Raw genomic sequence first — 12,818 nt, forward strand, 5'->3', positions numbered from 1 at the left:
TGATTTTTTCTGAAGGCGGTATTACCTTCTAAATCACAGGCAAAGAAAAAGAGCAGGTTTTTAACCCTGCTCCTAAAATTTTTTTAATCTTTTTTGTAAAACTCGCACTCGTAGCCGTCAGCTCTAAGAAGTAAACCTTCTGCCCAAGGTGGTGTTCTTCCCATTAGCTCACACACGCTTTGAACACTCACGCTTTTATCGGTTTCGATAATGGCTTCATCATGCACGTGCGCGACGATGCGATATTCTTTCAGCGTTTGCATAGCATAGATGAGGATGTCACGAGCTATAGCTTGCGTAATGTTTTCTACGAATTTAGGACCGTAGCTTTCCAGCCGCTCCCATTTTTTAGTAGATCCCACACCCTCATATGTGACCGATTCACCACCATACTTGTTTTCTTCCACACGTGGCTTCACATAGTAAAGGCATCTTTTCGAAGGCAGTTTGATGATAAGAAACCCACTCTTGTAAGTGAACACTATATTGTGTGTTCGAACAGATACGTGTTCGTGTACACACTGTTTTACCGCTCTGTCCACATCCCACCACAATGAAACAATATGTGGATTAGCAGATCTCCAATCATTAACTAACTGTTGCAAATCATCTTCATGTAAACCCATATCAAGAGCACCCATTGCCTTTAATGCTCCTACTGCACCACCGTAGCCACAGTTATGCACGAGCTTTCCCGATACGGTAAAACGATGATTTGGTCCGGCATTTCGTATGTCATAAACTCGAGCCTTGCTTCGATTAAACGCCAGTTTTTTCTGTGTTGCACTACAGCTGTATTTGCTCTTGATATGATTTCTTCTCTGCCCATTCCTTTCGATAACATTCTTGTAACTACCGATCTTGCGTATGGCCAATATTGTTGCTCCCACCGTGTTAGGATAGCGTTCTGCTTGTTGTTTTGATTGACTATTCTTGGAACAAAGCGGATATTTCCTTTTTCGTAGTTGCCGTTTGTATTTATCCGATCTAATTCCCAGTCTTTTTGCACATTGTCTACCTCTTGTAAAATCCACAAGCCTGCTTCTAAAACAGAATGGAAGCACCACTTTATCCCTCTTGCACCATAGTTTTTGTAATTTGGATCTCTTGGATTGATGCATCGCTGTTTCGCAGCACTTAGCCGCTTTTCTAGCCATATTGGTATTTGTTTCGGCTGCGAGCAAGCTTGACACCCTTTTGATTTGCCCGACTTTAGACTGTTTAAGTCCTGCCATTGAACGCTTCCGCACCCTACGCATTGTGTCAATACATAACAGTGGTTTTGCTTTTGATTCCAGTGTTTCTCTGCACTGATGATTTTCACCCAGCCGTATTGTTCTCCGACCATCTCCGGTTTGTATGAGATGTGTTTTGCAGATGGCGGATTCAATAAACCGTATTGGCTTCGGTTTCCCTTTAACCCAGACGAGATGGTCCGGTGTTGCTCTAAGTCCTTCATACTCGATTACCTCCTTTACACCCTTAAAAACAACTCCGTTATGGTTGACCCAGTTTTCTCCGTCCCACACTTTTTGTTTTGTAGTGACTTCTTCAATTGGAACAAGCCCTTCATCTGTGAGTACAAGTTCACCTTCAGCAATACAAGCAAGTTCCGCTATCTTACCTTTCTGCCGCAGGTGCCCGTTTACTCCGTGTTTTTCAACAGGCACGCTAAACATTTGAGAGGCTGACGAGCAGTAAATGTCTTTACCTTCCTCGAATACTCGCATACGCCATTTTTCACCTGCAAGCCAAGCCAAGACTCTCGCTTCGATTGCTGAAAAGTCTGCGACAATAAACTTAAATCCCGTGCGTGGAATAAAAGCAGTGCGGATAAGCTGGGATAAAGTATCCGGAATATCCTCATAAAGCATTTCCAACGCTTCAACATTTCCTTGTTTAACAAGACTTCTAGCCTCAGCTAGATCAGGCAGATGGTTTTGTGGTAGATTTTGTAATTGCACGAGCCTTCCTGCGAATCTTCCTGTTCGGTTTGCGCCATAGAAGCGAAACATGCCACGCTCCCGATAATCCATACAGGCAGCGTTTTTCATCGCCGTATACTTTTTCACCGAAGATTTAGCAAGCTGCTGGCGAAGCCGTAAAACTTCCGCCAACTCTTTACCCACTGTTTTAAGTTCTTTAGCGACTTCTTTTTTACCAAGCGACTCCATTTCAAGCCCATGCTTTTTAAGCCAAGAGCGCATTTGTAACACGGAGTTCGGGTTTTCTAAACCGGTAACATGCTTAAGCTCATCCACGAGATGAGTTTTCACCTCCTGGTCGAGTTTTATGGCTGATTCAACGAAAAGAGGATCTATTCCTATCCCACGATCGTTTATCTGTTGGTCGAGATAAAACTCCTGCCATAAAAAGTCTGGTACGGGAAAGCGTGAGAGTTTTTCTTGAATACTCATTTCAACTTCCACATCACGCTTGTTATACGATTTAAACTGCTCCCATTTTTCTTTATCGTGAAAATACTTGTTTCTTGTTCTTCCACCGTTTACTTTCGTAGGATTACACGGCAGGCAGAAATATTTAATAAGATTCTTACCCTCAGTGAGTTTCTGCTTATCAAGCCCCAGTACTGCTCCCACGCTTTCCAAAGACATGGGTAGCCCCAGTGTGGCTGACCAGATCATTGTGCAATGCCAGGAGCTTGGGTTTAAAAACAAGCTTTCACTTTTCGCTGTTTGACCAGGGTTAACATTGATGCCTTTATCTCGCAGGTAGCGTGATAAGCAGACTCTTTCAAACTGAGCGTTAAACGCCCACTTGGTCACTGTTTCATCTGTTAAAGCAGAAAGCACAACCTCGGGTATGGTTTCACCTTGTGCTAAATCAACAACCTGAACTTCACTACCGTCCACACTGTAACCAAAGAGCAGTATCTCAAAATCATCCGATTCTGCGTACTTGTAAACACCACATTTACCAAGATTTACACTCGAAAACGTTTCTAAATCCACACTCAAATTTTCCAAATTACATCACCTCCAAGTTAATAAAAGAGGTGACAGAAAACCTGCCACCCCACTTATAGAATCTTCTAATTCCTGTTTTTCAGGAATCTTCTAATTCCTATTTAGAATGTGTTTAATATCAACGTAAAGACTCACGAGTTTCTTTACCGTGAAATCAAGAAGTAATACTCCTATAAACACTGAAATAAAAACCGCTATAACAATTTCCATAATTAACTCACGCTCCTTACGCTAGAAAATCATCATCTTCTAAAGTCGTAAAATCATCGGTTGCGAGGCTACGTCCGCCGAGTGGCTCACCGTCTCGAATTTTTTGAATATTGCCAAGACCGCAAGCGATACCCTTATTACCGTTAGAGTTAAAAGCGTAGAAGTTGATGGAAACTCTCGCATAGCAGCCTGAATACACTTCGCTACGGTCCATGATTGGTTTTACCTGCTTGTCTACAATCTGCGGAGCCGTGGTTGAGTTCGCGTTAATGAAGTAGTGTCCTTTATACGCTTCATCATCACGCTCAATATCCCCGTCCCTGAGTGGTGTTTTAAGAGCAGCCTTGTTTGGTTTTTTACCGCCGAACTTGCCGACACCTTCCTCAATCGCAGCATCAATAGCTTTCTCAATAGCCGTAATCGTTTCAACATCACTTTTAGGGATAAGCAGTGAAACACTGTATTTTTCAGGGCCGCCGTTAATAGATTTTGGCTCCCAACCGTTGAAATAGGAAAGACGCGTGTTTTTACCGGTGATAACTTTCGTGTTATTTAATTTAGACATAGTACTAATTCTCCTTTTTGAATTCTTGGTTTACATTTGTTACGTTAACTTTTGCCCGCTTATCCGAGTCTGGTACGAGCGTAAGTTTTCCGGACGGTTTGATAATGAGGTCGCCCAGAATATCCTCAAATTTTTTCTTGCCCATCAGCTTTTGCATTTCCGTTAAACCAATAAGACTAGTTTTGAAAATGTCGGTAAAGCCATGAGCTTTCGCTTTCTCAATAACAGCTGTCTCGTCCTTAAACTTGCGAACTGATCTGCCTTCTACGAGTTTGAAACCGCTCCACTCTTTACCATGGTTTATAGCGGAATCTGTGGCGTAAGCTAAAACATCATCAGCCCACTTCGTTAACTGCGGAATAAGCGTGAGCACTTCTTCAATCTCACTATCTGTTAAAACAGATGGCGGTTTGAACTCAAGTTCTGCAAGTTTAAGGTTTTCTTCCGCACGTTTACGGCACGTGGCTTTTGCCCTGCAAAACCTGCACCAGTCACCGGCTTCAAATTCGCCTTCGCCTTTAATAGCAAGCTCTGCTTTTGGTTTAAGCACTTTTTCAGCCCAAGAGATAAGCTCCGTGGCAGGTAGTGTGAAAGTGGATACGTTGTCACGTCTTGGCTGAAAAATACTCATCTCAACAGTTTGTATCTCGTACAAGCTGTCGAAAAGCGTTAAAGCTCCAAGAGCGTAGCATTTCATCTGAGGATTCTCGTAAGCATCCACTAGCACGCCTTGACCGTATTTAAAGTCGATAATCTGCAGCGTTTTTTCGCCTACAATAATGCAGTCCGCTGTTCCAAACCCGTCAGGCACGTAAGCTGAAAAATCAACCTTCTGCTCGATGAGAAGGATAGGATCTTGGCAGTTAAGTTTTGCCTGCTCGTATTTTTCCATTACGAAATCCACGTAAGCATCCGAGCATTCCTGCATCTCGTTTGAGTCATACTCGGTGGACGGTTTTTCGCACGGACGGTTAAGAAGCTTATTCAGCTTGTACTCACACCACGCGTGTGCCGCCGTTCCTTCCTCAGCCGCTGCAGAAGTAGTGTTTTCAAACTTTTCTTCTAAAACAGCGCTAGGAGTACACTTAATCCACCTGTGAGCAGAAGATGGGGAAAGTAAAGCATGCTTAGTCACCTTTAATTCCCTCCGCTTCATGCAACAGGCTCTCATACTCGCTTTCAGGAACATCCGAGAGCTTTTGCGCACCGTGCTTAACGATGAGTTTCTTCACCTCAGCTGTCTTTCCCATCTGGCTAAGTTTTGCTAAAACCGCTCGAACCTGCTCAAGACTGACTGTATTCTGCTTTGGTTTCTCTACCGGTTTAGATGGTTTTTCTTTACTAACGTTAGACTCATCAAATAGCGTTTTAAGATGAGCTGTTAAGTTTTCCAAGTCTTTGATGACTTCTTTCATAATTTTCTTGTTCACGGTTTTTCCTCCTTAAACTTCTTTGACATCAACTGACTGAACACTCTTCCCGGGATCTAATAGGTAGACTTGCGAGTAATCACCAAACAGCCAGCGGATAAACCGCTGAGGTAATCGCATCACAGCTCCACGTAGAACCTGTTTCTTCTCACCGTTTTCACCGGTGACGTTAATAACGATCTTGTGTTTCACGAGTTTTGCCTCCTTTCTATAAGGGGTTTCTTCCTTACACATCACAGGCAAAGAAAAAGGAGGAGTTTTTAACCTCCTCCTAAAAAATTTCTAGAATTTTTCTGGTAAAACTTTTTTAAGATTTACGATGGCACTATCGAGATGCTTTTTCACGCCAGCAGACGAGATACCAAGCATGCTTGCAATCTCTGACTGAGTGTATCCTTCAATAAACATCAAACGAATAACCTGACGTTGCTTGTCAGTGAGTGTTGAAAACGCATTCTCCATTTCTTCTGACATTTCAAAACCATAATCGTTGGTAATAAAACCATAATCATCAGTAGTACTGAGAGCTTCAGCAAGATGACTTTTATCTACTTCAAGCTCGCCATCTGCATCGAAGTCAAGCGAAAGATTATAGTTACGCGGGAAATGCTCTTCAGCAGCATAATCAACATCATCCTTGTTAGGCTCATAACCGTGCTTAAGATTAAAATTCCGGATATATTCTTCTTTCCACGCCTTAATCTCAGCTTTTTCTTCAGCAGTTCTAGTAGGACGCAGGTTCTTATTGTTGTAGTAAACCTCTCTGTCATCCATTGAGTGAAGCATCTTAATATCCGCTTCAGTGACACCGTTTTCGCCTGGCTTGATTTCGATAGTTTCTTCACTATAACTACCATCTTCATTACGAACACAACTTGTATACTTATATGTTGCTCGATCGTTGCTATTAGTTTTGCGAGTCCTCATGCTCACCCTTCCCGCCTGCAGCGGTAGGGTGAAGACACATACAAAAAAGAGCCGATACTTTATGAAGTACCGACTCTAATACCTGAAAAACAGCCATAGTAGAATAGAGGTACTTCATAGGAGTCATGAAAAAAACCATGAGGATCCTATTGACGTATCTCATCGCCCTATAGCTAATCAGGCTTTAACTGTTTATTAGTAGTGTCTTATTGATTAATCATTAACCACAATCTTGTTAATTGTTCCAAAAATTCTTACAGCATTTACCCGCTCTTTCTTAAAACCCGTATCATGAGTGTGAAAAAGAGTGGAATAATCTCGTTTTTATAACAGTTTGACATGTAAAAACCACACTTGCCTTGAAAGCTACGTGCTTTGAGGTTTAAGCGTTAACAATGTTTTCACCCCCCTTCTCGTTAAACAACACTCGTTTTAGAAAACAAAACGAGCATTAGCCACGCTCTAATAGAGTCCCAACCGTAGCTAATAAAGTCCAACTGTATTTAATACAATCCCAACAAATCTAATATAATCCCAACCGTATTAATATCAGAAATCCTCACTCCGCAAAAAGTGTTATAGGCCTAACTACTTTTAGTGTTACCGTTAGAGCTTCTGATTAAAACACTTCAGATAAAACGTTAAAGTTATTACTATGCTAAAGAGGCTCTTCAAAAACCTGACAAATACGCACATATACGGGGTTGCATACACGAGATTGCAGGGAAAGAGTATTGCATATTTTTTCATAGAAGCGTACAATAAGAGCAAGGTGTTTTACTATTGTAAAGATGCATAGTATGCCTTCTTATCGAGAAAGAGATATTATGAAAAATATAATAATGCGAAGTCTATCTGTAGTTGTTTCTGCTGCTTGTTTATTTACTTTTTCCCCATTGGCATTTGGACAAGATAATAATGAGAATTATCAGCAAAGACTGGGGGATATATCAACTTATCTGAATCACACACTCAGTGAAAAAGAAATTGATGAGCAGATAAAGGAGACCTCGCGTCGCACTGGTGAGAGCCCTGACTCGATTGCTAGTAGGGTGGAGAAATCGGTTCGTGATTCAGTGTTAGATACTGCGAGGTTCTCTGTAAGAAGTGGGAATACACAGTTACCAAGAGCTCGTCATACAGGAGATATTTTTGTTTCTAATAATTCATCATTTTTCGTTTGGAAGCATGGGCATACTGGAATTTATGTTAATCGTGATGATATTGTCGAAGCAGTAGGGATGTTCCAGAATGCTCATCGAGTATCAAGGAAAAATAGTGTCGCAGCCGGCGGTGCCTCTATTCTTGAAGTAAAAACTTCCCAGGGAAACCGCGATAAAGCGGCGCGTCGGGCAATTGGTTATATTGGTAGGGGTTACAATGCAGATATTACTGATACTAATAGAAATGATTGGGGAGGTCTTAACTGTTCTCAATTAGTGTGGGCTGCATATTATTATGGTGCTGGTATTGATTTGGATACTGGTAGTGGTGAATATGTGTGGCCATATGATATTAAAAATTCTGGATATGTTAGGGAATATCAATATGTTCAGTAGTTGAGGTGCGGTCATTATGTGGAAAAAATTTATTCATGAATCTGAAGCTCACAAGAGAGTGAATGATGATTATGTGCGTAATGCTGCACCTCAATCTTCATTCACAACTGGGAATAAAACTCATAGAGTAGTAGTCTGGATTTTCGGGGTTATAGGTATAATTGCTGTAATTGCAGCCGTTACTGTAGGTGCCTTTCATTGGGTTTTATCGACAGAATATACAGTATCTGCTCATTCGGAGAGATTTGAAAATCTTCGGTTGCAGCATGCGGTTGTTGCAATCCCGCTGCATAACCCTCAGACATCTCTTATTCCCAATGGCAGCGCATTTATGTCAATTGTTTATGAAGATGGCAGTTTTAAGCTGCATAAGGTGAGCAATATAGAAGGCCAAACGCCAATTTGGAATACTGAGGCGCTTCACTATACAGATTCCCGTGATAGTTATTTCATACCAGTGAACGCTGGAAAACCTACGGTAAACTCTATAGAAAAGGTGCAACGTCAGAATTTTGCATTTTCTCTTGCTAATGGCGGTTTTGTTGATCTGTATGACGAAAGCATGATGAAGCATAGAGGTAAAACAACATATAAGATTCTTTCTACGACTTCTAAAGGTGAGAGTAAGCAGCAAACAATACAATTTTCAGAGAACCTATTTATTAAAACTTGTTCTACCTGTGGCAATCAAGCGTATGCAATTGCTCAAACAGACAAGCATGAAGTTGTGTTGTATCGCATGGTCAATGAAGCAAATGTTGGCCTAAATGAGGTATCGCGGCACCATGAAAAAGACATGGTGGGTGAGCAATTATATCAAGGAGAAAATGAATCTACAGGAGTAATTGATGCTGCTTATAGCCCACGATGCAACAATGGTGTGATTACTTTCTTATATTCGTATGGTCCATCGTCTGCTCGCACAAAGGATATGGCAGTAGAACACAGCGATTCTGCTGATGATGTTAAAGCTATTCAGGAACATTTTCTTGTGCGATGGGATGTGAAAACTGGTAAAATAACAACAATTCCATTGAAGAACAGCAAAGGTCAAGTGTTGTATGGTCCGACCACGGTCTCTTATGAGATTGCTGGCTACATAAACGCACAGGCATACGATGAAAAGCTTCTTCATATTGTTGATACCGAGAATGGACGAGTGTTTACTCTTGATACGCAAACAGGTGTTCTTCGCCGATTGTTAGATAAAACTACGCGTCAAGAGTCGTCAGCGGGCGTCAACTATCGTTTGCTGGTAGGAAACCATGAAATAGTTCGTATACCATCGATTATCGATACCTCTGATTTGAAAGATTTTGTTATCGAACGATTTGATAGGAAGACTGGAAAATTATTGAAAAAAATAAAAGTTAATAAAGATTTTCTCTATTTGACAGCTCAGAAAAATACGAATTTATATCCGGGAATTCCAGCTGTGAATCCAAAATGGTTGCAATGATCGGAAATTGACGTATTGGGCTTGATGCTTGTGAATGATTTTGCAGTGTCAAGCCCGATTTATTCTGTCGTGCGTGTAGGGGGAAACTAAGGGTAAGCGGCAAAAAGTGTGTCTATTAGTCGGCGTGTCTTTAACACATAGTCCCTTTTCTGATTGCAATATCTGGATGATAGTCAGCTTTACATAAGTTAAACCCAGTGTCTAAATGAGCTGGTCCGATTGGATTATCATCAATAATAATTTTTTTATTTTTTGGTTTAAAACATTCAGAAGTTATAAATTGTTTAGGATTTGAAGGATTTTCACGACTGAAGTAACACCACCATTCTATAGCTCTACGCATGTGATCTTCAGATAATCCTTTATGAACACTTACCAATTTATCTATCTGTGAATTTATACCACCTTCTAAAGCATTAGTAGTACTAGGAATAGGAACGCTCGTTTTCTCTAATAGTAAAGGATCAAGAAAGGTAAATAGTGTGTACCATTTTTAACTTGTATAGCAAGCAGATTATAAGCTTTTCTTGCTGTCTGGTGCGTATACCACCATTGTTGATTACTTCTTACCCAAGAAGGAATATTTTCTTCAGAAACATTCCTACGGAACGTTTTTTGATTAAGCCAATCTTTCCACTGGTTATAAGATTTCTGTAGTAAATTAACCCATAAATCAGATTCTTTCAACGTTCTGATTTTAACTAACTTTTTAGCTAAACCCCACAAAAGCCTTATGTGATTGCAGCCTAGGCTTGCTTGTAGTTAATACGCGTATATTACGTTTAATATGTACTAAACAGCGTTGTACTCGAGTCTCTGGCCAAACTTGTTTAATAGCGCTCAACGCGCCAGCGTTCCCATCAGTAATAACAACAGTAAGAGCTAATAAATTATTAAGTAAACTTTTATATGCTTCAGTATTTTCTCTAATGCAACAACTGGCAAAATAATTCCACTTAAGCAACGTATTGGACTTTTAGAGCGCAAGATTAGAGTAGTTAAAGAGAATAATTATAATGAAACAGACTGGCTCAAATGGTCTAAACATGCATTTTTGAATCTATTTATAGTTTTTAATATCAAGAAGATAGCCTGCTTCTGGCAAGAGAAAACCTTCTTGCAACATAACTGGGATAGTACAGAAGAATTACGTCAAGCTATTCATACTTATATTGATTTTTACAACAATCACAGAATTAAAATGGGGCTTAAAAGACAATTATGGAACATCGTGCTATGATTGCACAAAATGTCTAAAAATTGTCCTAAGCCCCTTTTGTTTTCAATGTCAAGTAATACTAAATGTTAAGCTTTTCAGCTTAACTACAGCAAGTTTTCCTTGGTATTTCAACGATAACTCGGGTTTTTAGACACACTTTTTTGCCGCTTACCCTCAAAAATAGTTCCTTCATTAGGCAACGACATCGTTGTCATCAAAGCAAGCATGAACGTAAACGGACCGAGCGCATTCCCATACGTTTTGAACATCACACCAAAATCATGGCCGAATACCACCATCGACAAGTAAAGGAACATAAAATTCACAGCTGTAAACATAACCAACTTCAGCACGAACATAAGAACCTTGTACATGAGAATATCCTCCTCACTCACTAAACGGAGTCGAACACCAAATAGCAGAAGCTGCTAAACTTGTAGCTAGACCCATAACTCCACCTCTAAATGCGGATGAACCAACTGCCTTTAAAATATACATAGCAGCTTGCTTCCAAAGATGCTTTTCAAGTAACTTTTTGAAAGTAGCAGTAAATACTCCAGTAATACCGATTAGACCAGTAGTCTTAATTATACATTTAACATAATCCTTCGAACGCACTGCATGATTATCATTAGACGAAATCTCACCAACAGATGCATTTGCATTGAGCTTATGAATTAAATTCTCAAGCACTTCTTTCGGAACATGAGAAAACTCCCCTGCTTGTGTTACAGTCCATTTTTTATTAATTTCATCAAACTTGAGATACTTTGAAAAAATAATTTCAAGACGCTTAGCATAATTATCTATATTCGCATCACCGACATTGCTTTCTACAACACTTGGTCCGTTATCCACTATCTCATTAGCTTGAGCAGTTGATACCAGAGAAACACAGGTTGATAATGCTGCAACAACTACAGCAATAGACTTAAAAATATGACATTTCATAGAAATTCTCCTTTGTAATTACAATATATAAAAGACCTATCATTGGGTTTAATACTCATTCTATCCAATAATTTTTTGCCATACAATTGTTGTTGCTATTTTTGATAACACATAAAATGTATAAGGTGTTCTAAGTTTTACTTGTAACAAATAGAAATAGGGTTATTCCCCAAAATACTAAATTATGCAAATAGACTACAATTAGAATACTCTAATGAAACTAACCTAATCTACTGTTGTAATTAAATGATGAACTCTTGCAATAATCCCATTGGTAGTGTATGTAGCAACAAGATGGTTAGGAATGGTAAAACCGGTGCAAAGAAAACACGATGGAGATGCAAAACATGTGGCGCTTATTCAAAGCAACATCGTCAATATATAACACGTCAAAAACCGTTACAATTGGTCATGAAACGACTGTTAAGTTTTTTTAAACAAGAAACTATAAATACTCCTCACGAGGAAAAGAAGAAATAACAGGGTACGGTAACGCGATTAATCCCGTACAAACCATGGGAGGATTCATACTTGTTTATACGAAAAGGGTTGGCATGAATATGAGAATATGGTAACGACACACCAATTCTATGCACACTTTCTAGGAAATAACCATAAAAATCAAGCATCTGCATTATTAGTTATTCTGAAACAAGATTTCTACTAATCCACATCTCTAGTTCTTTAAGAGAGAATCCGCCATGCTCCTCAAAATCTAGTTTTGTTAACAATTTTCTATGATTATATATAGCCAACGTCGGAGTACCTTTAATGTTATACTTCTTCTTAAACTGAAGCCATTCAGATTTATTTTCGTGAATCCTCTCAACATTGACATAATATAATCTATCACTAATTTTATATTTGTCGATCATTTCCCCCAATATTTGATCAAATTTATTACAATCACCACAACCCGGCCTTCCAAAATAAACTATAAGCTTCTTTCCATCATTATTGCGCAACACAAAATTTTTTTCCAACAGGCTATTTAATTTATCATACATAGTCAATGTAGGATGCGTCATATCCTTTTCGTAAGTTTGTCCAACAATAAAATAAGCATTTGCAATTAAACTGAATACTAAAACAATGTATAAAATAATCTTCTTCATCGCTACTAGCTTTCTACAAAAGTCTCTAACTCTTTCAAATTCTTATATCCTTGAGAAATTACCAGTTTCCCACGCTTCCTCATTACAATAGTTGGAGTATTGTAAATCTTTATTTCAGCTGCCTTTCTCACAATTTTCATGTCTGTGGCATCCCAATAATAAATTTTAGCATGCGTTTCATCTTGATATTCTTTTAGAACTTTATTGAATTCCTGACATGCTCCACAGCCTGAACTACCAAAATAGAGCACTTCTCCAGTTTTAAGATTTGAGATATTATTCTCCTGTAATACTGAAAATGAGGGTCTTAAGCCACTCAAATGAATATATGCAATAAAACCAACGAATAACATTATGACAATAGCTGGAAGTATACGAGATATTACACTTTTCATA

At 39.3% G+C, this 12,818-nt stretch carries 14 protein-coding genes and 1 pseudogene; 4 read left to right on the plus strand and 11 right to left on the minus strand.

Going from position 1 to position 12,818, the window contains the following annotated elements:
- Positions 1-83: 83 nt before the first annotated feature.
- The 6 genes from HXT46_RS04720 to HXT46_RS04745 all read right to left on the minus strand — a co-directional run bounded on the left by HXT46_RS04720 (position 84) and on the right by HXT46_RS04745 (position 6,119).
- Positions 84-2,987 (minus strand): DNA polymerase, encoded by a 2,904-nt coding sequence (locus HXT46_RS04720; protein WP_421785779.1) that lies wholly within the window; start codon positions 2,985-2,987, stop codon positions 84-86.
- 226 nt (positions 2,988-3,213) lie between these two features.
- Positions 3,214-3,762, minus strand: coding sequence for a DUF2815 family protein (locus HXT46_RS04725; protein WP_014554452.1), 549 nt, complete (start codon positions 3,760-3,762; stop codon positions 3,214-3,216).
- Positions 3,763-3,766: 4 nt separating this feature from the next.
- Complete coding sequence (locus HXT46_RS04730) at positions 3,767-4,897, minus strand: DUF2800 domain-containing protein (protein ID WP_014554451.1); 1,131 nt, start codon at positions 4,895-4,897, stop codon at positions 3,767-3,769.
- On the minus strand, positions 4,890-5,192 hold the full coding sequence (locus HXT46_RS04735; RefSeq protein ID WP_014554450.1) for a hypothetical protein: 303 nt from the start codon (positions 5,190-5,192) through the stop codon (positions 4,890-4,892). Before HXT46_RS04735 ends, HXT46_RS04730 begins: the two co-directional genes overlap by 8 nt.
- Before the next feature lie 12 nt (positions 5,193-5,204).
- Positions 5,205-5,426 carry a hypothetical protein gene (locus HXT46_RS04740; RefSeq protein ID WP_016815920.1) on the minus strand — a complete coding sequence of 74 codons (222 nt, stop codon included), beginning with the start codon at positions 5,424-5,426 and terminating at the stop codon, positions 5,205-5,207.
- Between the two features lie 48 nt (positions 5,427-5,474).
- A complete protein-coding gene (locus tag HXT46_RS04745; RefSeq protein ID WP_421786339.1) occupies positions 5,475-6,119 on the minus strand; it encodes a sigma-70 family RNA polymerase sigma factor in 645 nt (214 codons plus the stop codon).
- A gap of 800 nt (positions 6,120-6,919) precedes the next feature.
- Here HXT46_RS04745 and HXT46_RS04750 point away from each other — a divergent pair.
- Together HXT46_RS04750 and HXT46_RS04755 are read left to right on the plus strand one after the other, a co-directional pair.
- On the plus strand, positions 6,920-7,678 hold the full coding sequence (locus HXT46_RS04750; RefSeq protein ID WP_004114709.1) for a hypothetical protein: 759 nt from the start codon (positions 6,920-6,922) through the stop codon (positions 7,676-7,678).
- Positions 7,679-7,694: 16 nt separating this feature from the next.
- Positions 7,695-9,137: a hypothetical protein gene (locus HXT46_RS04755; RefSeq protein WP_421785781.1), complete on the plus strand. Its 1,443-nt coding sequence runs from the start codon at positions 7,695-7,697 to the stop codon at positions 9,135-9,137.
- A 130-nt stretch (positions 9,138-9,267) separates the two neighbouring features.
- Here the strand turns inward: HXT46_RS04755 and HXT46_RS04760 are convergent.
- Positions 9,268-10,071, minus strand: a pseudogene (locus HXT46_RS04760) (transposase); the annotation flags it as partial.
- A gap of 183 nt (positions 10,072-10,254) precedes the next feature.
- On the opposite strand from HXT46_RS04760, the gene HXT46_RS04765 reads away from it, so the two are divergent.
- Positions 10,255-10,377, plus strand: a complete 123-nt coding sequence (locus tag HXT46_RS04765) for an IS3 family transposase (protein ID WP_014554445.1) — start codon at positions 10,255-10,257, stop codon at positions 10,375-10,377.
- 107 nt (positions 10,378-10,484) lie between these two features.
- Here the strand turns inward: HXT46_RS04765 and HXT46_RS04770 are convergent, their stop codons facing one another.
- Both HXT46_RS04770 and HXT46_RS04775 read right to left on the minus strand, forming a co-directional pair.
- The gene (locus tag HXT46_RS04770; RefSeq protein WP_004125688.1) at positions 10,485-10,730 is read right to left on the minus strand and encodes a hypothetical protein; all 246 of its coding nucleotides are present in this window, start codon (positions 10,728-10,730) and stop codon (positions 10,485-10,487) included.
- A 13-nt stretch (positions 10,731-10,743) separates the two neighbouring features.
- The gene (locus HXT46_RS04775; RefSeq protein WP_004125687.1) at positions 10,744-11,307 is read right to left on the minus strand and encodes a hypothetical protein; all 564 of its coding nucleotides are present in this window, start codon (positions 11,305-11,307) and stop codon (positions 10,744-10,746) included.
- Positions 11,308-11,601: 294 nt separating this feature from the next.
- Between HXT46_RS04775 and HXT46_RS04780 the strand changes: the two genes are divergently transcribed.
- Positions 11,602-11,787: a hypothetical protein gene (locus tag HXT46_RS04780; protein WP_032834794.1), complete on the plus strand. Its 186-nt coding sequence runs from the start codon at positions 11,602-11,604 to the stop codon at positions 11,785-11,787.
- Between the two features lie 161 nt (positions 11,788-11,948).
- On the opposite strand, the gene HXT46_RS04785 is transcribed toward HXT46_RS04780, so the two are convergent.
- Positions 11,949-12,422, minus strand: coding sequence for a thioredoxin family protein (locus HXT46_RS04785; protein ID WP_004125686.1), 474 nt, complete (start codon positions 12,420-12,422; stop codon positions 11,949-11,951).
- A 5-nt stretch (positions 12,423-12,427) separates the two neighbouring features.
- Positions 12,428-12,817 (minus strand): thioredoxin family protein, encoded by a 390-nt coding sequence (locus HXT46_RS04790; RefSeq protein WP_004125685.1) that lies wholly within the window; start codon positions 12,815-12,817, stop codon positions 12,428-12,430.
- Position 12,818 lies beyond the last annotated feature (1 nt).

The sequence above is a fragment of the Gardnerella sp. DNF01204 genome, assembly GCF_049244145.1.
Classification (GTDB): domain Bacteria; phylum Actinomycetota; class Actinomycetes; order Actinomycetales; family Bifidobacteriaceae; genus Bifidobacterium; species Bifidobacterium vaginale.